Source organism: Streptomyces sp. GQ60 (genome assembly GCF_059758875.1).
Genome location: NZ_JCAXEG010000006.1, coordinates 367,440 through 386,850, shown reverse-complemented (window position 1 = coordinate 386,850; position 19,411 = coordinate 367,440). Strand labels below are relative to the sequence as shown.

15 protein-coding genes and 3 pseudogenes are annotated in these 19,411 nt (G+C 74.4%); 7 read left to right on the top strand and 11 right to left on the bottom strand.

Annotation, left to right across the window (positions count from 1 at the left end; all coding sequences use genetic code 11):
• Positions 1 to 2: 2 nt before the first annotated feature.
• The 5 genes from AC6CKD_RS18110 to AC6CKD_RS18090 form a co-directional block, all read right to left on the bottom strand.
• Positions 3 to 2,474, bottom strand: coding sequence for a right-handed parallel beta-helix repeat-containing protein (locus AC6CKD_RS18110; protein WP_498328490.1), 2,472 nt, complete (start codon positions 2,472 to 2,474; stop codon positions 3 to 5).
• Between the two features lie 215 nt (positions 2,475 to 2,689).
• Positions 2,690 to 3,301 (bottom strand): Rv1733c family protein, encoded by a 612-nt coding sequence (locus AC6CKD_RS18105; protein WP_498328489.1) that lies wholly within the window; start codon positions 3,299 to 3,301, stop codon positions 2,690 to 2,692.
• Between the two features lie 266 nt (positions 3,302 to 3,567).
• Entirely contained in the window at positions 3,568 to 4,392 is an 825-nt protein-coding gene (locus AC6CKD_RS18100; RefSeq protein ID WP_498328488.1) for an MOSC domain-containing protein, read from the bottom strand.
• 72 nt (positions 4,393 to 4,464) lie between these two features.
• Positions 4,465 to 5,061 (bottom strand): DUF6643 family protein, encoded by a 597-nt coding sequence (locus tag AC6CKD_RS18095; protein ID WP_478690467.1) that lies wholly within the window; start codon positions 5,059 to 5,061, stop codon positions 4,465 to 4,467.
• A gap of 257 nt (positions 5,062 to 5,318) precedes the next feature.
• The gene (locus tag AC6CKD_RS18090; RefSeq protein WP_498328487.1) at positions 5,319 to 6,743 is read right to left on the bottom strand and encodes a glycosyltransferase; all 1,425 of its coding nucleotides are present in this window, start codon (positions 6,741 to 6,743) and stop codon (positions 5,319 to 5,321) included.
• A gap of 531 nt (positions 6,744 to 7,274) precedes the next feature.
• Here AC6CKD_RS18090 and AC6CKD_RS18085 point away from each other — a divergent pair.
• Positions 7,275 to 8,093 carry a glutamate racemase gene (locus tag AC6CKD_RS18085; RefSeq protein ID WP_498328486.1) on the top strand — a complete coding sequence of 273 codons (819 nt, stop codon included), beginning with the start codon at positions 7,275 to 7,277 and terminating at the stop codon, positions 8,091 to 8,093.
• A gap of 324 nt (positions 8,094 to 8,417) precedes the next feature.
• Here the strand turns inward: AC6CKD_RS18085 and AC6CKD_RS18080 are convergent.
• The 3 genes and pseudogenes from AC6CKD_RS18080 to AC6CKD_RS18070 form a co-directional block, all read right to left on the bottom strand.
• Positions 8,418 to 8,897, bottom strand: a pseudogene (locus AC6CKD_RS18080) (ADP-ribosylglycohydrolase family protein); the annotation flags it as partial.
• Between the two features lie 174 nt (positions 8,898 to 9,071).
• Positions 9,072 to 9,554, bottom strand: a pseudogene (locus AC6CKD_RS18075) (ADP-ribosylglycohydrolase family protein); the annotation flags it as partial.
• A complete protein-coding gene (locus AC6CKD_RS18070) occupies positions 9,551 to 10,150 on the bottom strand; it encodes a TetR/AcrR family transcriptional regulator (RefSeq protein WP_498328485.1) in 600 nt (199 codons plus the stop codon). The pseudogene AC6CKD_RS18075 and the gene AC6CKD_RS18070, both read right to left, overlap by 4 nt.
• A 113-nt stretch (positions 10,151 to 10,263) precedes the next feature.
• Here AC6CKD_RS18070 and AC6CKD_RS18065 point away from each other — a divergent pair.
• A pseudogene (locus tag AC6CKD_RS18065) lies at positions 10,264 to 11,355 on the top strand (FAD-dependent oxidoreductase).
• 54 nt (positions 11,356 to 11,409) lie between these two features.
• On the opposite strand, the gene AC6CKD_RS18060 reads toward AC6CKD_RS18065, so the two are convergent.
• A complete protein-coding gene (locus AC6CKD_RS18060; protein WP_498328484.1) occupies positions 11,410 to 11,889 on the bottom strand; it encodes a VOC family protein in 480 nt (159 codons plus the stop codon).
• 81 nt (positions 11,890 to 11,970) lie between these two features.
• On the opposite strand from AC6CKD_RS18060, the gene AC6CKD_RS18055 reads away from it, so the two are divergent.
• From AC6CKD_RS18055 to AC6CKD_RS18045, 3 genes are read left to right on the top strand one after another with little or no spacing between them, the layout of a single operon-like run.
• Positions 11,971 to 12,486, top strand: coding sequence for a hypothetical protein (locus AC6CKD_RS18055; protein ID WP_498328483.1), 516 nt, complete (start codon positions 11,971 to 11,973; stop codon positions 12,484 to 12,486).
• Between the two features lie 40 nt (positions 12,487 to 12,526).
• Complete coding sequence (lnt, locus tag AC6CKD_RS18050; protein ID WP_498328482.1) at positions 12,527 to 14,206, top strand: apolipoprotein N-acyltransferase; 1,680 nt, start codon at positions 12,527 to 12,529, stop codon at positions 14,204 to 14,206.
• Positions 14,203 to 14,703, top strand: coding sequence for an NUDIX hydrolase (locus AC6CKD_RS18045; protein WP_498328481.1), 501 nt, complete (start codon positions 14,203 to 14,205; stop codon positions 14,701 to 14,703). The genes lnt and AC6CKD_RS18045 overlap by 4 nt, the downstream gene beginning before the upstream one ends.
• Before the next feature lie 30 nt (positions 14,704 to 14,733).
• Here the strand turns inward: AC6CKD_RS18045 and AC6CKD_RS18040 are convergent, their stop codons facing one another.
• Together AC6CKD_RS18040 and AC6CKD_RS18035 are read right to left on the bottom strand one after the other, a co-directional pair.
• Complete coding sequence (locus AC6CKD_RS18040; RefSeq protein WP_498328480.1) at positions 14,734 to 15,555, bottom strand: trypsin-like serine peptidase; 822 nt, start codon at positions 15,553 to 15,555, stop codon at positions 14,734 to 14,736.
• A 183-nt stretch (positions 15,556 to 15,738) separates the two neighbouring features.
• A complete protein-coding gene (locus tag AC6CKD_RS18035; protein WP_498328479.1) occupies positions 15,739 to 17,247 on the bottom strand; it encodes a glycosyltransferase family 39 protein in 1,509 nt (502 codons plus the stop codon).
• Positions 17,248 to 17,440: 193 nt separating this feature from the next.
• Between AC6CKD_RS18035 and AC6CKD_RS18030 the strand changes: the two genes are divergently transcribed.
• Together AC6CKD_RS18030 and AC6CKD_RS18025 are read left to right on the top strand one after the other, a co-directional pair.
• Positions 17,441 to 18,730 (top strand): ATP-binding protein, encoded by a 1,290-nt coding sequence (locus AC6CKD_RS18030; protein WP_478690814.1) that lies wholly within the window; start codon positions 17,441 to 17,443, stop codon positions 18,728 to 18,730.
• A 329-nt stretch (positions 18,731 to 19,059) separates the two neighbouring features.
• Positions 19,060 to 19,392, top strand: coding sequence for a DUF6191 domain-containing protein (locus tag AC6CKD_RS18025; RefSeq protein ID WP_498328478.1), 333 nt, complete (start codon positions 19,060 to 19,062; stop codon positions 19,390 to 19,392).
• Positions 19,393 to 19,411: the final 19 nt, after the last annotated feature.

Genomic DNA, 19,411 nt, shown 5'->3' with positions numbered 1-19,411 from the left:
GGTCAGAGCTCCGGAAGGTCCGCCGGGTAGAGCAGGGTGAGATCGTCCTTGGTCGGCTCCGACAGCTGCGCGACCCGCCCCGCGTGCCGCTCGACCATCGACTCGAAGGTCTGGCGCGCGGTGCGGCCGTTGCCGAAGGCGGGCCCCTTGGGCAGATCGGTGAAGTAGGTCAACAGGGCCTCGGAGGTCTTCTCGCCGAGCAGGTACTCGTGCTCCTCGGCCTGCTGTTCCACGATCCGCAGCAGCTCCTCCGGCCCGTAGTCCCCGAAGGTGATCGTCCGGGAGAAGCGGGAGGCCACCCCCGGGTTCACGGTGAGGAAGCGGTCCATCTCCGCCGTGTACCCGGCGACGATCACCACGACCGCGTCCCGGTGGTCCTCCATCAGCTTCACCAGCGTGTCGATCGCCTCGCGCCCGAAGTCGCGGCCCGAGTCCTCGGGCGCCAGCGCGTACGCCTCGTCGATGAACAGCACCCCGCCGCGCGCCCGGTCGAAGGCCTCCTGGGTGCGGATCGCGGTGGACCCGATGTGCTCGCCGACGAGGTCGACCCGGGACACCTCCACGAGGTGGCCGCGCTCCAGCACCCCGAGGGAGGCCAGGATCTCCCCGTACAGCCGGGCCACGGTGGTCTTGCCGGTACCGGGGGAGCCGGTGAAGACCAGGTGGCGGCGGACCGAGGCGGCCTTGAGGCCCGCCTGCTGCCGGCGCCGGCCCACCTCGATCATGTCGGTGAGCGCGCGGACCTCGCGTTTGACGCTGTCCAGTCCCACGAGCGCGTCCAAGTGTCCCAGCACCTCGACGGAACCGCGGGCCGCGGGCTGCCCCGCGGGGGCGGACTCCGTCTCGTCGGCCGGCCGCTGGGCCGGCACCCGCTCGGCCGTGCCCGCCGCCACGGGGCTCGGCGCGGCCGATACCGTACGGATCCCCGTACGCTCCCCGGCCGCCGCCACCCCGGCAGCCGAGCCGGCGCCCACGCCGGAGGCGGACCGGGCGGCGAGGCGCGGTCCGGACTCGTCGCTCGTGCAGTCCTCGGCGACCGGGCCGTCCTCCGCGAACTCGTAGCCCCCGCGCGCGCAGCGCTCGGTGTGGCAGCGGTGCAGTGAGGTGCGGCAGCCGTCGATGACGTGGAAACCGAAGCCCGCGCTGCCCGTGACCCGGCACGCCGTGAAGGTTCCGCGCCCGCCCGCCGACACGTAGAAGCCGGCTTCGGCGGGGGAGCTGACCGTGCACCGCTCCAGTGCGGGGTCCGCGCCCTTGGTGACGATCACCCCGGTCTGGACGGAGTCGATGGAGCAGTTGGCGAGGGTTCCGCCGCTGCCGTGGTCGCGGAACCAGGCGCCCGTGGCCGCCTCCCGGATCCGGCAGTCGTCCAGTTGGGCCGTCGCCCCGTCGCTCACCGAGACGGCGGTGTTGCGCACTTGGGAGATGTCGCTGTCCACCACGTCCACCCGCGAGCCCCGGTCCAGCACGAACAGCGCGTCCGGTACGTCGTGCACCCGGCAGGAGTCCAGCGAGACCCCGGCCCCGTCGCTGATCCAGACGGCGGGGTAGTCGCCGGTGCTGTCGTGGATCTCGCAGGAGTCGGCGACGACGCGGGTGCCCGGATCCCACACCGACAGGCCGTTGCGGCCGAAGCGGCGGACCGTGGTGCGGCTGAGCGTGAGCACGGAGCGGGAGCGCAGGTCCACCGCGTTCTCCGGGATGTCGTGGATGTCGCAGCCGGCGAGCGTGAGCACGGCGTCCGTGTCGAGGGTGACCCCGTCGGCCGAGGTGCGGTGGACCGCGCAGTCGGTGAGCACGGCCGTCGCCCGCGCGGCGATCTGCACCCCGGCGCCCTTGATCTCGTAGACCTCGCAGCCCAGTGCCTCCAGACCCGAACCGTCGCCGGTCACCGCGATGCCGGCGCCCGTGGCGTGGTGGATCCGGCAGCGCTCCAGCCGGGGGCGGCCGCCGCCGCGCACGGAGACCCCGGTCTGACCGGCGGCCACCACCTCGCAGTCGGCGAACACCCCGCCGCCGCCGTCCAGTACGGCGATGCCGATCCCGGCGGAATTCTCCACCGTGCAGCGCCGGACCAGGGGCCGTGCGCCGCTCCCGCGCACCTCGATGCCGGCCGCCGAGCGGGTGCTCACCCGCAGGTCGGTGAGCTCGGGGGAGCCGTCCTCGACGAGCAGCGCGGGCGCCGTCGGGTCCTGGCCCTCCAGATGGAGGTCCTGGATGACGGCCGAGGCGCGGACGGTCAGCGCGACCCCGTCGAGCGGTGCGATCCGTACCGAACCCAGCGAGCCCTCCGGACCGCGCAGCGTCACGGCGTGGTGCAGCACCAGATTCTCCCGGTAGGTGCCCGGTGCGATGGACAGGACGTCGCCGTCGCCCGCCACGGCCAGCGCGGCGGTCAGCGTCGGATAATCACCGGAGCGGCGACGCCACCGCGAGGAACCGCCGTGCGTCACCTGGACCGTGCCCTGAGCCATGGTGCTGTCGTGCCCCCACCCTCGTGTTCCGTATGTCCGACTGCTGATCGTCCGCGTGCCCGAACCGTCCGCGTGTCCGACCGTGCGCGCCCTGCCGTTCGGGGCTCGCGCCGCCGGACCGTCCGCCTCGATCGACCGGCCGTTTCGACGGCCCCGATCGCAGCAGCCGCTCCGGCGCTCCACCGTAGCGCGCCCGGGGCCGGTGAGTTGCCAGGTCAGCTGCCCGCGTCCGCCCGGCCCCAGTCCGGTCCCGCGGCGGCCCAGGCGCGGTCCAGCCGGATGTACCGCCGATGCATGAGCCTTCGTACGACCAGGCGGCGAAGCGTCTCCACCAGTGCGGCGATGCCCAGGGCGGCCGCGAGCCCCGCCATGCCCGCGTGGAAACTGGCCGAGGAGGGGTCGAGGGGCTGCCCGACCAGCCGGCCGCGCGTATCGGTCCATATCCGGAACCGGTCGCCGGGACGCGGCGGTTCCTCCGCGGCCGGCACCGTGCCCTGGTGGTTGCTGCCGTCGGGCGCCGTCCACGCCGCGACGATCTGCGTACGCTGCGGGGCCTGGCGCTGCGCCGCCGGATCGGCGGCCGCACCGAGGAGCGGATCCGGCGTCGGCCGGACCACCACCGCCGGTACGAGATGGCGCTCTTCCCGCTGTTCGCGCGCGGCCCGCTGCAGCGTGCCGTCCACCCGCAGGCCGGCGGCCCAGCCGACGGCCGGAGCCACCAACAGGACGCACAGCAGCGCTGCGAAGGCCACCCAGGCCTCGAATAGATCTGTCTGGCGGCGCAGCGGATTGCGCCGCCAGCGCCACACTCCCAATGCTGTCCGCACGGTCCGGCTCCCCCTACTTGTGCCAGTCTGCGCCTGTCTGCCGTCCCAGCCTCCCGCACGCCCCGGCCACCCGCATTCCGGGACGCGCGAGACGTGTGTCACCCGATCCGGTGCTCACGTCCCGAATGTTCCAACGGGCTGGCGGTGGCGGTTGGTTCCAGGGTGACGCGAGAGCCCCTCGAAGGTGTCATTCCGGGGGAGTCTCACCGGCCCTGGCGTGGCTGCTCGGACGCGCTCACACGAAGCGCGCTCACGCTCGGACGCGCTCACCCGAGGACGCGCACCTCGTCGCCGACCCGCAGCGTCCCCAGCCGCACCGGCACCAGCAGCCGCCCGAAGGCCAGCGACTTCCCGATCCGCCGGTGCCTGGCCAGCGTCTGGAGCGGCTCCTTGCCCCGCAGCGCCGTCGTCTGGTCGGTGGTCGTCACGACGCAGCGGCCGCACTCGCGCGCCCCGCGGAAGACGGCGTCGCCGATCGCGACGCGCTCCCAGCCGTCCTCGGCCCATGCCTCGGCTCCGGACACCACCACGTTCGGGCGGAACCGGTTCATCGGGAGGGGGCCCTCGCCGGGATGGTCGCCCTTGGCGATCAGCGCGTTGAGCGCGTCCAGCGAGGCGAGGGTGGTGATCAGCAGCGGATAGCCGTCGGCGAGGCTCACGGTCTCGCCGGGCAGCGCGTACGCCGGATCCACCGGCCGCCGTACGGCGGGTTCGTCCAGGTGCACCAGGCGCGCCGGTACGCCCAGGTACGCGGTGAACCAGTCGGCGGCGGCTTGCGCCGCCTCCACGGTCTCGATCTTCTTGCCGAAGAGCATCACCGGTTCCAGCGGCCCCCGCCCCGGGACCTCCACCGTCAGATCCGCCATGCCCGGTGCGGAGACCTCGAACCCGCCGCCCCCCAGCGGACGGGCCCGTGCCAAGGCCAGCCTCGGCTGCTGGCGTTGGGTGATGACCGTGCCCTCCCCGTCCACCACCGCCCACCGGCGGTCACCGGACAGACCCCAGGGCTCCACGGCCACCTCGTCGGGTGCCGTCCCCGCCACCGATTTGACGGGATGGACGTGGAGCGACCGGACACGCAGTTTCACCATGGGGAAATACTGCCAGCCGCCCTCACGGACTCCGCTGCGACCTCGTCGGAGGGGGCCGGCCTGGCGCGGCGATCAGTAACCGCGTCCCTGCGGCTGGTACGGACGCCCGTACGGGTCCTCGAACGAGGCGGCCGGGACCGGCGCGGGCTGCGCCTGCATCGGACGCGGCGCGGCCGGACGCATGGCCTCGTACCCGGTGCTCGTGGCGACCGGGCGGGGCTGCTGCGGCTGGGGCTGCGGAACGTAACCCGTGCGGGCCGCGAACGGCTGCGGCTGCTGCGGAACGTACGGCACCGGAGCCTGCTGGAGCGGCATCGGCATCGACATGGGCTGCTGCATCGGCGGCATCTGCTGCATGGGCTGCATGTGCGGCATCTGCTGGGGCGCGGCCTGCTGCTGGTACGGGTACCCGTACGCCGGGGCGTTCTGCTGCTGTTGCGGGCGGGCGGGCGGCAGCGCTGCCGGCAGGGCGGGGAGCGCGGACGCGAGGGCCGGGAGGTACCCACCGCTCGAGTAGCCGGCGCTCGGGGAGTCGTAGGCGGCGGGGACGCGGATCGGGGCGATCTGCGGAGTGCCGCGTTCAGCGACGAGGGAGTCGTAGATAGGGGTGTCCGGGAAGGAGGGCGCGGAGTAGTAACCGCCGCCATAAGTGGAGCGGGGGGAGGTCATGGACCTAAGTTAAGCCCACGACTTCACCGGGTCCATAGCGAGGTGCCGTCAACACCGCCCTGACCTGCATATTCGCAGGTCAGGGCCGCAGGTTTCACTTGACGTTCACGTGCACGATTTGGTCACTTCCGCCCCACCTTGCTCCTACTCGTACTCACCCGTTGGGTGTTGCACGGATGAGGCGCCGGTCGCGTGCTGATGAAGCGTCACAACCCCGTGACCTCGGATGACGTGAAGGAGGAGGACGGAGTCCGGTTTCAGGCGTCGCCGGGGCGGGCATAGGTACGTCCTTTCCATGCCGCTCCGCGTCCGCGGTAGTGCTGCACGGCCGAGTCGACGGTCATCAGGAGGTAGAGCAGCGCGGTCAGCGGAAGGAGCGGGGCGAGGGCCGCGGGCTGGCGGTAGTAGCGCAGCATCGGCAGGTAGGTGACGGCCATCAGCAGCCAGGCCAGGCCGCCGGCCCAGGCGACGGCGGGCCGGCCGGCGGCCAGACCGGCGAGGAGCGCGGCCGGCGGCACGAGGTAGACGAGGACCAGCCCGGCCACCGTCCCGGCCAGGAGCGCGGGCCGGTGGCGCAGTTGCGCGTAGGCGCTGCGCGAGACCATGCGCCACAGGTCCGCGAGGGAGTCGTACGGGCGCACGCTGTCCACCCGCTCCGCGAGGCCGAGCCAGATCCGCCCGCCGGTGCGCTGGACCGCCCGGGCGAGAGAGACGTCGTCGATGACGGCCTGCCGGATCGACTCCGGGATCCCGGCCCGCACGGCCGCCTCGGTGCGCAGCAGGACGCACCCGCCGGCGGCGGCCGCCGTGCGGGCGGCGGGGCGGTTGATCCAGCGGAAGGGGTAGAGCTGGGCGAAGAAGTACACGAAGGCCGGGACGATCAGCCGTTCCCAGCCGCTGACGGCACGCAGCCGGGCCATCTGGGAGACCAGGTCGAGATCGGCCGCCGTCGCGGCGGAGACCAGTTCGCGCAGGCTGTCGGGCTCGTGGGCGATGTCGGCGTCGGTGAGGAGGAGGTAGTCGGGGGCGGGGCCCGGGCTGGATCCCGGGCTGGAACCGGGGTGGTGTGGGCCGGCGTCGGGGGTGGGGCCCGAGGTGAAACCGGGGTGGTGCGGGCCGGCACCAGGGGTGGGGCCCGGGGTGAAACCGGGGTGGTGCGGGCCGGCACCAGGGGTGGGGGGACGGCTCGGACCCGGGCCTGAAGCCGGCCCTGCGTCCAGTTTTGAAGCCAGGCCTGGGGCAGGTCCTGAATCAGGCCCGGAAGCCCGGCTGGAGTGCAGGACGGAGCCGGAGCGGGCGTGGGCGATGCCGTGACGGAGTGCCCAGAGCTTGCCCGTCCACCCGGCCTCGGGTTCTCCGGGGGAGAGGACCGTCAGGGGCAGTCCGCCGGGCTGGGCGTCGGAGAGCCGCCGGGCGAGGGCGGCCGTGCCGTCCGTACTGCCGTCGTCGACCAGGATGACCTCGGCCTCGCCGGGATAGTCCTGCGCGAGCAGTGAGGGCAGGCTGCGCGGCAGCACCTCGGCCTCGTCCCGGGCCGGGACCACGATCGCGACGGACGGCCAGCGGGCCGGGGCGTGCCGGGGAGGGAGACGCGTATCGGTCCGCCAGAACATGCCTTGGCCGAGGGTGAGCCAGAGCCAGACGGCGAGCGAGGCGCACGCGGCGACGAGGAGGTAACCCATCCCGGCAGTGTGCCGGGAGCGGCACCCCGGGGGCGTCGGGACACCGGTTCGGCGGTGTCGGTTGGGGTGGGAAGCCGCGCTGGGCGGGCAGGCTGTTGCTGCTGCCGGCTGCGTGGAGAGTCTGCCGCAGCAAGGGGTGCAGGGGGCGGGGCCGGTCCGGGGGCGTCGGGACACCGGGGTTCGGTGGTGTCGGCTCTGGGCGGGGTGGGCTGTTGCTGCTGCCGGCTGCGTGGGGGGTCTGCCGCACCACGGGGTGCAAGGGCAGGGGCAGGGGGCGTCGGGACACCGGGGTTCGGTGGTGTCGGTTGGGGTGGGAAGCCGCGCTTGGCGGGGTGGGGTGTTGCTGCTGCCGGCTGCGTGGGGGTTCTGCCGCACCACGGGGGCCGGGGGCGACGGCGGGGCCGGGGCCGCTCTGTCGTCGGGTGTGGGGTGGCAACGGGGCCGTGTCCGCTTCGCGGTCGGGCGGGGTGTGGCGGGGCGCGGCGGTCCTGTCGCCCCGGGCGGGGCGGGGGGATCGATTAAGGTGACCAAGTGAAGATCGCCCTGATGGACTCCGGTATTGGCCTCCTCGCGGCGGCCGCCGCGATGCGCCGGCTTCGGCCGGACGCCGAGCTGGTGCTGTCCTGCGACCCCGACGGGATGCCCTGGGGGCCGAGGACCCCGCAGGACCTCACCGGCCGGGCCCTCGCCGTCGCGCGGGCCGCCGCCGCGCACCGGCCGGACGCGTTGATCGTCGCCTGCAACACCGCTTCCGTCCACGCACTGCCCGCGCTGCGTGCCGCGCTGGAGCCCGCGATCCCGGTCATCGGGACCGTGCCGGCGATCAAGCCCGCCGCGGCCGCCGGAGGACGGGTGGCCATCTGGGCCACCCCCGCCACCACCGGCAGCCCCTACCAGCGCGGCTTGATCCGTGACTTCGCCGACGGGGCGCGCGTCACCGAGGTGCCCTGCCCGGGGCTCGCCGACGCCGTCGAGGCCGGCGACGAGGCCGCCGTCGTACGGGCCGTCGCGGCGGCCGCCGCACTGACCCCGGCCGACGTCACGGACGTGGTGCTCGGCTGCACGCACTACGAGCTGGTCGAAGCCCCCATCCGGGCCGCGCTCGACCGGCGCACCGGCGGCGGCGCGTTCGTCTTCCACGGCTCCGCCGAGCCGGTCGCCGTCCAGGCCCTGCGCCGGATCGGCGCCCGCCCGGAGCCAGGCCTGCCGCCCACCGGAGGCCTGACCGTCCTGCTCAGCGGCCGCCCCGGATCGCTGCCCGAGCCCGCCCTCGGATACGCCGAAGGGCGTCTGCTGAGCGGGCGGAGCGCGGTGGTCGGGGAAGCCGTCGGGGGATCCGTCCCGGGATGACCCCGAGGGCGCGGGCCGCGTCACCGCCGTGCTGAAGCCGGCCCGCACTTGGTGCCGCGGTGTTGACCGCACCGTGGCGGCGCCGTCCCGGGCCCGGGACGGGCGGACGGTACCCGGCGGGGAGGTCCACCGCTCCGCGGGAGGCCCGTCCGCCGAGCCGTCGTCCGCCGTGCCGCGAACGCCGCCGGAGAGCGGGAGGCGACGGCCGCCTCCCGACGGCCGCCTCCCGACGGCCGCCTCCCGACGGCCGCCTCACGACGGCGCCGGAGATCGCGCACGCCACGCCCCTCGCGGAACTCCCCCCGAGAGCCGCGGACGGGCCGGTCAGTCGCCGGGCCCCCGACGACCCGGACCCGCCGCCGCGTCCGCTCCGGCCTTCGCGAGGCGACGGGCCAGTTCCCGTAGGCCAGTCGGATCCAGGACGCGGTCCCCGAAGCCCGGCAGCGGGACGTGGAGGCGGGCCGTCCAGGACTCCGGGACCGCCGCCGCGCCGTACCGCGCACCGGCCAGGGTGCCGGTGACCGCCGCCACCGTATCGGTGTCGCCGCCCAGGTCCACGGCCGCCCGTACGGCGTCCGCGAAGCCCGACGTGGTGCGCAGCGCCCACACCGCCGAGCCCAGGCAGGGCCACACCGCCCCGTTGAACTCGGTGGCCAGATCCGGGTGCCAGTCCGGGGCGAGGACCCGCCCGTACCGCTCGCGGTGGTCCGGGTGCACCTGCGCCAGCGTCGCGGGGAGCGCGGACAGGGGGTCGCCGCCGTCCAGGGCCACACGTACGAGTTCGTGCAGAACGGCCGTGCCTTCTGGGGCCTGTCGTCAAAATCCCGTCTGCCACGCGGCGTCTGGCACATGCTCTCGCCGCACCGGGCGAAAGCCCGAGTACGTCCAGTACGCGGGCTTCCGCCCGGCGCGCCGAGAGCACGCACCAGACGCCGCGTGGCCGCCCTTCGGGCGACGACGGGATTTTGACGACAGGCCCCAAGCCGCCCGGTCCCCGTGGGTGAGCGCGGCGATCCGCCGGGCGGCGGCCATGGTCGCCGTCCGTCCCGCCGGAGCGAAGTACACCGCCGAGGTCGAGGCGCGCATCAGGGAACCGTTGCCCGCCGCCCGCGCGTTGGTCTGGAAGTGCAGCGCGGCTGCCAGGTCCCACGGGTCGCCGCCGGTCAGCACGATCTCCGTCTGCAGCCCGATGTCCTTGGGGTCCCCGGCGGCCCAGCGGCGGAACCGCTCGAAGACGTCGGGGAGTTCGAGTCCGCCGCACTCCAGCAGGGATTCCCCGACCAGCACCGCCATCTGCGTGTCGTCGGTGGCCTCGCCCGGATCCCAGCCGCCGCCCCCGCACATCTCCTTGCCGAGGGCGCTCAACTGCCCGGCGGGGCCGAACTCGTAGGGCGCGCCGAGCGCGTCCCCGGCCGCCGAGCCGAGCACGGCGCCGACGGCGCGGTCGAGCCGGGTGGTCACGGGGTCTCCTCCTGCGGTTCGGGGCACACGCGGTCCAGCATCCCGCGGGTGAAGGCGTCCAGGTCGGCGAGCCCGGCCGCGGCCAGGGTGTCCGGGGCACCCGTCAGGAGGTGGGGGACGGCTCCGTGCAGCGAGAGGGTGAGGGCGCGGGCGTGCTCCGGACCGGCCGGCAGCCCGGCAGTGGCCAGCAGGTGTCCGAACGCCGCGAAGTCCGCCGCCGCGATCGGGTCCAGCAGCTCCGCCAGCCACGGCCGTCGGGTGGCCTCGGCCTGGAGCTCCAAGTAGGCCACCACGCGCGGCCGCCCGGGGCCGGCCGTATCGCGGAGCAGTCCGGCGAGCAGCGCGGCGAGTCCGGCCCGGTCGGCGGGTCCGGGTCCGGCCCCCGCGAGCCGGTCGGCGAGTGCCCGGTACTGCTCCAGGCAGCGCCCGGCGACCGCGCGCAGCAGCGCGTCGCGGGTCGGGAAGTAGTTCTTGGCGGTGCCGAGCGGCACGTCGGCCGCGGCGTCGACGGCCCGGTGCGTCAGACCCCGTCCGCCCGCCTCGGCGAGCACCGCGATGGCCGCGTCCCGCAGCCGGTCCCTTCGGTCCTGGTTCACGTTGCCAGCATAACCACATCCGTGGTACCACAGATGTGGTTACCACGGATGTGGTGGTTGTCGCGTGGGAGTGACTCGAACGGGGGTGCGTCGTGGGCGCGAATATCGAGGACATGGGCGGGGAGGGCGGGGAGGGGCGCTCGGTGGTCGTCGGCGCCGGGGTCGGTGGTCTCGCCACCGCCATCGGCCTGCGCCGGGCCGGCTGGGCGGTGACCGTTCTGGAGCGCCGGGCCGATCCGGAGCGGTACGGAACCGCCTTCGGCATCCACCCTGCGGCCCAGGCGGCCCTCGACCGGCTCGGCCTCGGCGGGGCGCTCCGGGCGCGCGCGGTCCCGTACCGCGACGCGCGGATCCGGCGCCCCGACGGCCGGGTACTGGCCGCGCTCCCGCTGGAGCGGATCGAACGCTAGGCGGGCCGACCCGAACTGCTCATCTCGCGGCCCTACTTGATCGACGCGCTCCTCGCCGAGCTGGTGCGGCTCGGCGGCACGGAGATCGCGTACGGCCAGGCGTACGACGCTCAGGCCCACGACGCTCAGGCCCACGACGCTTCGGCCGCGCGGGGCGCCGACCTCCTCGTGGGCGCCGACGGGATCAACAGCGCCGTCCGATCCGCCCGCTTCGGGGGTCGGAGCCGGCCGCGCGAGCTCGGCTCGACGGCCTGGATCGGCACCGCCGGATTCGAGACCGGCGTCTACGGCGAGACCTGGGGCAGGGGCCGCTTCTTCGGGATGACCCCCGTCGAACCGGGCCGCACCAACTGGTACGCCACCGTTCCCGAGGCCACCACGGCCCAGGAACTGCGGGCCGCCTTCGCCGACTGGCACGACCCCATCCCGCGCGTGCTCGCCGACACCGACCCGCAGACCTGGATCCGCTACCGGATGCGCCACCTGCACCCGGCGCTGCCCTCCTTCACCCGCACGGCCGGGTCCGGACCGGTCGCCCTGGTCGGCGACGCGGCGCACGCCATGACCCCGAACCTCGGCCAGGGCGCCTGTACCGCGCTCCTCGACGCGGAGGCCCTCACCCGTGCCGTCGCCGCCCACGGCCCCGGCGGCCTGCCCGCCGCACTGCGCGCGTACGAAGGCGAGCGCCGCCGCAGCGCCCAGCGGGTGGCGTTCGGCTCCCGGACCCTGCACCGCTTCATGACCGTCCGCCGCCCGGGCCTGCGGGACGCGCTCGTCGGCCTGCTGCCCGGTTAGCTCGTCCAAGCCGGGCTGGGCCTGGCCAGGCCCAGCCCGGCCCGGACGTCCCGGTCAAGCGGTCCCGGCCAGCCGGCGTGCCACTTCCTCCCCCGACATGTCCTCCAGGTGGGTCAAGAAGATCCACGTGTGTCCGTACGGGTCTCGCAGGTGGGCCGTCCGGTCGCCGTGGAACTGGTCCGCGGGCTCCTGCAGCACTTCCGCGCCCGCCGCCGCGGCCCTCCGGACGAGTCCGTCCACGTCCGCGACGAACACGTGCAGCGCCACCGACGTCCCGCCCAGCGCCGTCGGCGCGGTGAACCCGCCGTCGGCGGTGTCGCCGAGCATCAGCACCGCCCCGCCGACGCGGATCTCCGCGTGCAGGACGCCGCCGCCCGGTGCGTCCAGCCGGTATTCCTCCACGGCCCCGAAGGCCCGTACGTAGAAATCCAGGGCGCCGACCGCGTCGGCCACCATGATGTGCGGCACCACCGCCGTGCGATAGCGCTCCGGGATCGTGTGCCCTGACATCTCTGCCGCCTCGCTGTTCGTCATGTCCGCGACCGTAGGACCTCAAGCGCGATTCAGGTCAAGAGGCCGGTGGCGTCCGTGGGGAACGTGAGTACGCTGCTACACATGACGGGTCACCCCCCGGGGCCGCTCTGGACGGGCCGGGCCTCAAACCGCGTGCAGTGGATCCTCGCCGGAGCCGGTGCGGCCTGTCTGGCGCTCGGCATCCAGCTCGCCGTCGGCCACGCCTGGGGCGCCGGCATCGTCGCGCTGCTCATGGCGGTGATCGGCTGCCTCGCCGCCGGCCTGCTCATCCTCTTCGGCACCCTCGCCTTCGTGCACGCCGCCGTCATCGTGGACGCCGAGGCCATCGAGGTGCGCTGCGGGCACATCGGGCTGCCGCGCCGCAGGATCCGGCTCGCGGAGGTGGAGGCGGCCGAGTACGTGCCCTCGATCACCCCGCAGCAATGGGGCGGCTGGGGCTACCGCTGGCGCCCCGAGCGCGGTACCGCCATCATCGTCCGGCGCGGCGAGGGCCTGGAACTGCGCCTCGGCGACGGCAAGCTCTTCACCGTCACGGTCGACGACGCGGAGAACGCGGTCCGTGTGATCCGCACCCATCTGCGTGCCCTGGCCCACTGACTCCGCCGCCGGCACAGGGAGGGGACGTACACTCCGCCAGATGAGCAGCAGTGCGACCCGCGCGGCCGGGAACGAAGCCGGGAACGAAGCCGGGAACGAACCCCAAGGGGCCGGCGTGCCGACTCGAGCGCCCGAGGCCGGGGTCGTGGAGGGCTCACCCGCGCGGCGGTGGGCCGACCGGTTGGCGCGTCCCGCGCTCGCCGTCCTCTCCGGAGTGCTCCTCTACCTCAGCTTCCCGCCCCGCCCCCTGTGGTGGCTGGCACCCATGGCCCTCGCCCTGCTCGGCTGGTGCCTGTACGGGCGCCGCGCCCGGGCCGGGTTCGGCCTCGGCGTGCTGCACGGGCTCGGCTTCCTGCTGCCGCTGCTCGTCTGGACCGGCGAGGGCGTCGGTCCCGTGCCGTGGCTGGCCCTGGTCACCCTCGAATCCCTCCTGATCGGCCTCACCACCCTCGGCATCGCCCTCGTCAGCCGGCTCCCCGGCTGGCCGCTGTGGGGCGCCGCCGTCTGGATCGCCGGCGAGGCGCTGCGCGCCCGGGCCCCCTTCGGCGGCTTCTCCTGGGGCAAGCTGGCCTTCGGCCAGCCCGACGGGGTCTTCCTGCCGCTCGCCGCGCTCGGCGGCACCCCGCTGCTCTCCTTCGCCGTGGTCCTGTGCGGCTTCGGGCTGTACGAGGTCGTGCGCGTCGGCGCCGACACCCGCCGGGCCACCGCCGCGCTGCTCGCCGCCACCGCCGTGGCCGCCCCGCTCGCCGGGGCGCTGGCAGCCGGGCCGCTGGTCTCCGACGCGGCCGAGGACGGCACCGTGGTGGCCGCCGTCATCCAGGGCAACGTCCCGCGCGCCGGGTTCGACTTCAACGCGCAGCGCCGCCAGGTGCTGGACAACCACGCCAACCGCACGATCCAGCTCGCCGAGGACATCAAGCTCGGCAAGGTGCCGAAACCGGACTTCGTCGTCTGGCCGGAGAACTCCTCCGACATCGACCCGTACGCCGAGCCCGACGCCTACGCCGTCATCGACAAGGCGGTCAAGACCATCGGGGTGCCCGTCGCCATCGGCTCCGTACTGGCCCCGGAGACCGGCCCGCTGCGCAACACGATGATCCTGTGGGACCCGGTCAAGGGCCCCGTCGACACCTACGACAAGCGCAAGATCCAGCCCTTCGGCGAGCGCATCCCGATGCGCTCCTTCGTCCGGCTCTTCAGCTCCGACGTGGACCGGGTGCGGCGGGACTTCGGCCCCGGCAAGGAGCCCGGGGTCTTCGACATGGCGGGCAGCGGGGTCGGCATGGTCACCTGCTACGAAGCCGCCTTCGACGACGCCGTCCGCTCCACCGTCCGGGCCGGCGCCCAGGTCATCGCGGTGCCCAGCAACAACGCCACCTTCGGCCGCACCGAGATGACCTACCAGCAGCTCGCCATGGACCGGGTCCGGGCCGTGGAGCACAGCCGGACCGTCCTGGTGCCCGTCACCAGCGGGGTCAGCGCCGTGATCCGTCCCGACGGCGAGATCGTGCAGCAGACGAAGATGTTCACGGCCGACGCCCTGGTCGCGGAGATCCCGCTGCGCTCCGCGCAGACCCCTGCCACCCGCTTCGGCCCGCTCGCCGAGTACCTCCTGCTGGCCGTGGCCGCGGCCGGACTCGGCTGGTCGTTCGCCCGCCGGTCCGTCCGGTCCGTCCGGTCAGCCCGGTCGGCACGGGTCTTCGCAGGGGCGGGCGAATGACCACACCTGACTTCATCCGCACCCTGCGCGCCACCGCCGGGCACCAGTTGCTGCTGCTGCCCGGGGTGACCGCCGTCGTGGTCGACGACCGGGGGCGGTTCCTGCTGGGCCGGCGCGCCGACACCGGACGGTGGTCGGTCGTCGGCGGGATCGCGGAGCCGGGGGAGCAGCCGGCCGACACGGCGGTGCGCGAGGTGTACGAGGAGACCGCCGTGCGGTGCGTACCGGAGCGGGTGGTGCTGGTGCAGATGCTCCCGCCGATCACCTACCCGAACGGGGACGTCTGCCAGTTCCAGGACATCACCTTCCTCTGCCGGGCCACGGGCGGGGAGGCGCGCGTCAACGACAACGAGTCGCTGGAGGTGGCCTGGTTCGCACCGGACGCGCTGCCGGAGCCGCTCGAGTCCTTCGCGGTGGACCGGATCCGCCAGGCCCTGCGGGACGAGCCGACCTGGTTCGAGGCCCCCGCCCCGGTCGGCCCCGCCGCCGGCCGCTGACCGCCCGGCGGCGGGTGCGGACGGCCCGGCTCAGCCGATGCCGGACGCCTCGCGGTAGAGCTCGACGGCCCGGTCGCCCATGACCGCGCTGTAGGAGACCTCCGGCACGGTCCCGCCGCCCTCGTAGCCCCCGAGGACGCCCGCCAGGGCGCCGCCGACGAGCCAGGGGCTGCCACTGGTGCCGCCCGTGAGGTCCGGGCACTCGATGCGGCGCTGGGTCCCGGAGAGCAGGGTCGTGGCGTTGGCGCAGTACAGCGGGGACTCGCCGCGCCTCGGGTAGCCCACGACGGACACCGTGGCCTCGGCCGGCTGCTCCGCCACGACCGGAAAGCCGCCGACCACGTCCTCGATCCGACGTCCGTCCTGCCCGCTGCCCTGCCCGCTGTCCTGCGGGCCGTCCACCGGGGCCACCGTCGCGAAGGCGATGTCGTCGTCCGGGTCCTCGCCGTCCGTCCAGCCCGGGGCCGCGTACATGCCGGTCAGCTTCCACAGGCCGTAGGGGGCCTTGCCGTCGCGGTAGCCCGGGGCGAAGTAGGTGGTGTCCAGGCCGTCCAGGCAGTGCGCGGCGGTGGCGATCACGTCCCGGTCCCGGCTGCGCACCACGGAGGCGGTGCAGAAGTGGCCGCCGTCCAGGCCGCCCGCGAAGAGCGCGCCGACCCGCCCGGCCGTCGTGTCGGCCGCGGCGGTGATCGTGACGCCGAGCGGCGGTTCGGCCGGCGCGTCGGGGACGTCCACGCTGAGCAGGGCCGTCATGGTGGCCAGGGCGAGCAGGATCCGCCCAGCGCGCCGGCCACGGCCACGGCCACGGGCGCGGGAGCGGCGGTCCGGTCGGGAGCGGAGGCGCTGGATCATGCTCCGACCCTCGCCGGGGAACCTGTGACCGGAGTCGGGGATTCCATGTGAATCCTCTGTGAATCACCGGCGGGTCCCCGGCGACCGGATGGCCGCCGCCCCGTGGACACCCTGCCCGGCCTGTTCCGCCCCACCCCGGACCGATCCGCCGCCCTTCACCGAGCTGGGAGCGGAACGGGCCGATCAGCCGCGCCGCTCGTACACCGTCACCCGGCGGCCGCGGACCTCCCGGTCCTCCACCACGGTGAACTCCGACCGCAGGACGGCCGCCTTCGCCCGGTCGGCCGGGGAGCCCGAGGGCTTCGCCACCTTCCGCGCGTCCGTCACCAGGAGGACGCGCCGCTGCTCCCGCAGGGCCGCCGAGATCCGTGCCGGGGCGGCCTCCTCGCCCTTGAGGGTGCCCGACTCCGCGGGGCCGAGGGCCAGCGCGATGTCCTTCAGGCCGGCGAACGACCCGGGCGAGACCAGTGCGGTGTCCCGCCGGGCCGCCGGGACGAAGAGCACCGCGTCGCCGTCCCGCTTCAGCACGGACACCTCCCCGGCCACCGCGAGTACGTCGTCCACGCGGCTGGCCGGGGACCTGTCGGCCAGGGCCACGGGCAGCAGCGCCACCGCCGAGACGGCGACCACGGCCGGCACGAGCACGCCCGACGCCCTCGGATACCGGGGCGCGAGGGCCCGTACGGCCGCGCCCAGCGCCGCACCGATCAGCAGGGCCAGCCCCAGCATGGAGAAGAGCACGTACCGGTCCAGGAACAGCGGCTGGACCAGGGAGGCGGCGGCCAGCCCCAGCAGGGGCACCGCCAGCAGCGGCAGCCCGACCGAGGCGGCCGTCAGGCGGGCCGGGAGGCCGGTGCGCGGCCCGTTCCGGCGGTCCGCCCCCGCACACAGCACGCCGACCGCCAGCAGGACGCCCGGGCCGATCATCATGTGCCAGGTCAGCGGCGGTATCCAGGAGACCTGGCCGGACTGGGTCCGGCTGAACAGGATCAGCGGCAGCGCCCCCGTCACGGCCGCCGCCGAGGCGAGCAGCCAGGGAGCCACGACACCGCGCCGGGCCCGCGCCCACCACAGGGTCACGGCGTGGGCGGGCAGGATCAGCAGGGAGAACCAGTTCAGCAGGGCGCAGACCAGCACGAGGGCCCCGTACGCCGTCCAGCGCGGCCAGGTCCGGCGCTCGGGGCCGGCTCCGGTCTCCGCCCCACCCCCGGCTCCGGCGGCGGCGATCAGCGAGACGAGCAGCAGCGTCGACAGGCCGGCCCCGCCCGCGATCAGCGCGTACGACCGGCCCTCCTGGAGCTGGAACTGCACGGCCGGCAGCAGCCCGAGGGCCAGCCCGCCGCCCAGCCCCGCCCACGGGCCCGCCAGCCGGCGCCCGATCAGCGCCACACAGCCGGCGGCGACCGCCACCGCCAGTACCGAGGGAAGGCGCAGGGTGGTCGTGCTCGCTCCGAACACCTCGAAGAGCCCGTGGATCAGCAGGTAGTACAGGCCGTGGACCGCGTCCACGTTTCCGAGGAGGTGCCAGATCTCACCGGGGGAGCGTTCCGCCACCTGCCAGGTCGCCGCCTCGTCCCGCCACACGCTGTTCTGCCGGGAGAGCCCCCACAGCCCGAGCGCCAGGGTCCAGAGGACGGGGGCCTGCCACACGAGATGCGGCCGTCGGATGCCGGTGGATATGTGGGAAGTCATGAACGCGTACGGATCCTCGGGCAGCTGTTCGGCGGAAACCACCAGTCTATGGACGATACGGAGGGTTCCCGGACCGGGTGTTGTGCATGACGGAGCGTGATCGAGGGGCCCGCCCGCCCCTAGCCTCGCGGCAGCAAGGTGCGCAACAGGCACGCGGCAGGCACGCAGGAGCACGAACGAGGGGCGGTACCCGGTGAACTGGCTGATCCACGACTACCGCGAGAGCGATCTCGCGGCCGTTGTCCATCTGATCGACACCACGGCCGAACTCGGCCAGGAGTCGGTCTTCTCACTCGCCGAATGCATCAGCGCCCTCACCGACCGGCAGCCGTGTGTGGTCGCCGTCCACCAGGGCGTCCCCATCGGTGCCGCCCTCGCCTGCGTCACCGGCGAACGCGCCTGGGTCATGCGCATCGCCATCGCGGCCGGCTGGCGCGGCCGCGGCCTGGCCAGCGCGCTGCTCGTGGAGCTGGAGCGGCGGCTCATCGCCGCCCGCGTCGGGCGCATCGCGTACGTGCTGCCCGAGGAGGACCTGCTCGGCGAGGGCCTGCTCAACGCCGGGTACACCCGCCAGCCCGCCGTCGCCTACTTCGAGAAGACCGAGCCGCTGCACGGTCCGGCCGCCGGTCTCCTGGACGACCTCGGCGGCCGGTTCCTGCCGAACGACCTGTGGGCCAAGGTCGCCGGCATGGAGACGGAGAAGGACCTCATCGAGCGGCGCGTGGTGCTGCCGCTCGCCGAGCCCGAGCGGGCCGCCGCGCACGGGGTGCGGCCGCCGCGCGCCATCACCCTCTTCGGCCCGCCCGGCACCGGGAAGACCACCTTCGCCCGGGCAATCGCCTCCCGGCTCGGCTGGCCCTTCGTGGAACTGCTGCCCTCCCGCCTCGCCGACGAGGGCAACCTCGCGGCCGCGCTGCGCGACGCGTTCGCCCGCATCGCGGAGCTGGAACGGGTGCTCGTCTTCATCGACGAGGTCGAGGAGATCGCGCCCGTGCGCACCGAGCCCGCCCAGCCCGGCGGGATCCACGGGGTGACCAACGAGCTGCTCAAGCTGATACCCGGCTTCCGCGAGGGCGACGAACGGCTGCTGGTCTGCGCGACCAACTCCATCCGCTCCCTCGATCCGGCCTTCCTGCGCCCCGGCCGCTTCGACTACCTGATCCCGATCGGCACCCCGGACGCGGGCGCCCGCGCCGCGATCTGGTCCCGGTACACGGCGGGCCGTCCCGATGTGGACGTGGCGGCGCTGGTCGAGGCGAGCGAGCTGTTCACGCCGGCGGACATCGAGCACGCGGCGCGGATCGCGGCGCAGGTGTCCTTCGAGCGGGACCTGGAGGCGGTGGGCGCGCGCGGCGCGGCGGCGGCCCAACTGGGCGCGAGCACGGCGGACTACCTGGCGGCGGTGGCGCAGTGCCGGCCGACGGTGACCCCGGCGATGACGGGGGAGTTCGCGGCGGACATCACCGCCCACGCCCGCTTCTGAAGAAGGAGCGGCCCGGGCCGAGGGAGCCGCCCGCCGCGGACGGGCATGCAAGACGGCCCGCAGCCACTCCCCAAAGCGGCTGCGGGCCTCCCGCGCGGACTTGGCATCCGTGCGGGACGGCCACGTTCCGTTGGGGTGTATCGCCGGCTGGAACGTGGCAGCAAGGGTGCCGTGAGGGCCGTCCCTGATGCCCTCGCCAACACAATCGAGTCAACCAGGGACAGGGGCACCGGCGCCTCGGCCGCACGGCCACGACCGTCCCGGCCGAAAGGACGGGTCTGCGGGTTCGGCCCGTTGGCCGAAAGGAGGACGGGGCCTAAGGTCGGGTCATGGCCTTCGTCGTCTTCATGCCCCTCCCGGGGCTGGCGCTGCTGCTCACCGCCATGGCCTTCCTCGATCTCACGCTGGAGCGCGCGGGCCGCGCCGGTCTGCTGCCCTGGCGCTGGAACGGCCGCAAGGGGCAGATGTCTTCTACCGGCTTCGAGCAACTGCACGCGAGCTTCTCTCCGGGCAAGCAGAACGAGCTCAAGGAGCGGCAGAGCGCGCTGATCATGCGCGACGACGAGGAGGACGGCGCCCCGCCCCGGTCCCGCGTCGACCTCGACGGCGGGCTCGCGGTGATCCGCGTGCCCGCCGGGGCGCGTCTCGGCGGTCGTTCGTGAACCGTTGTCTCCCCGCGGC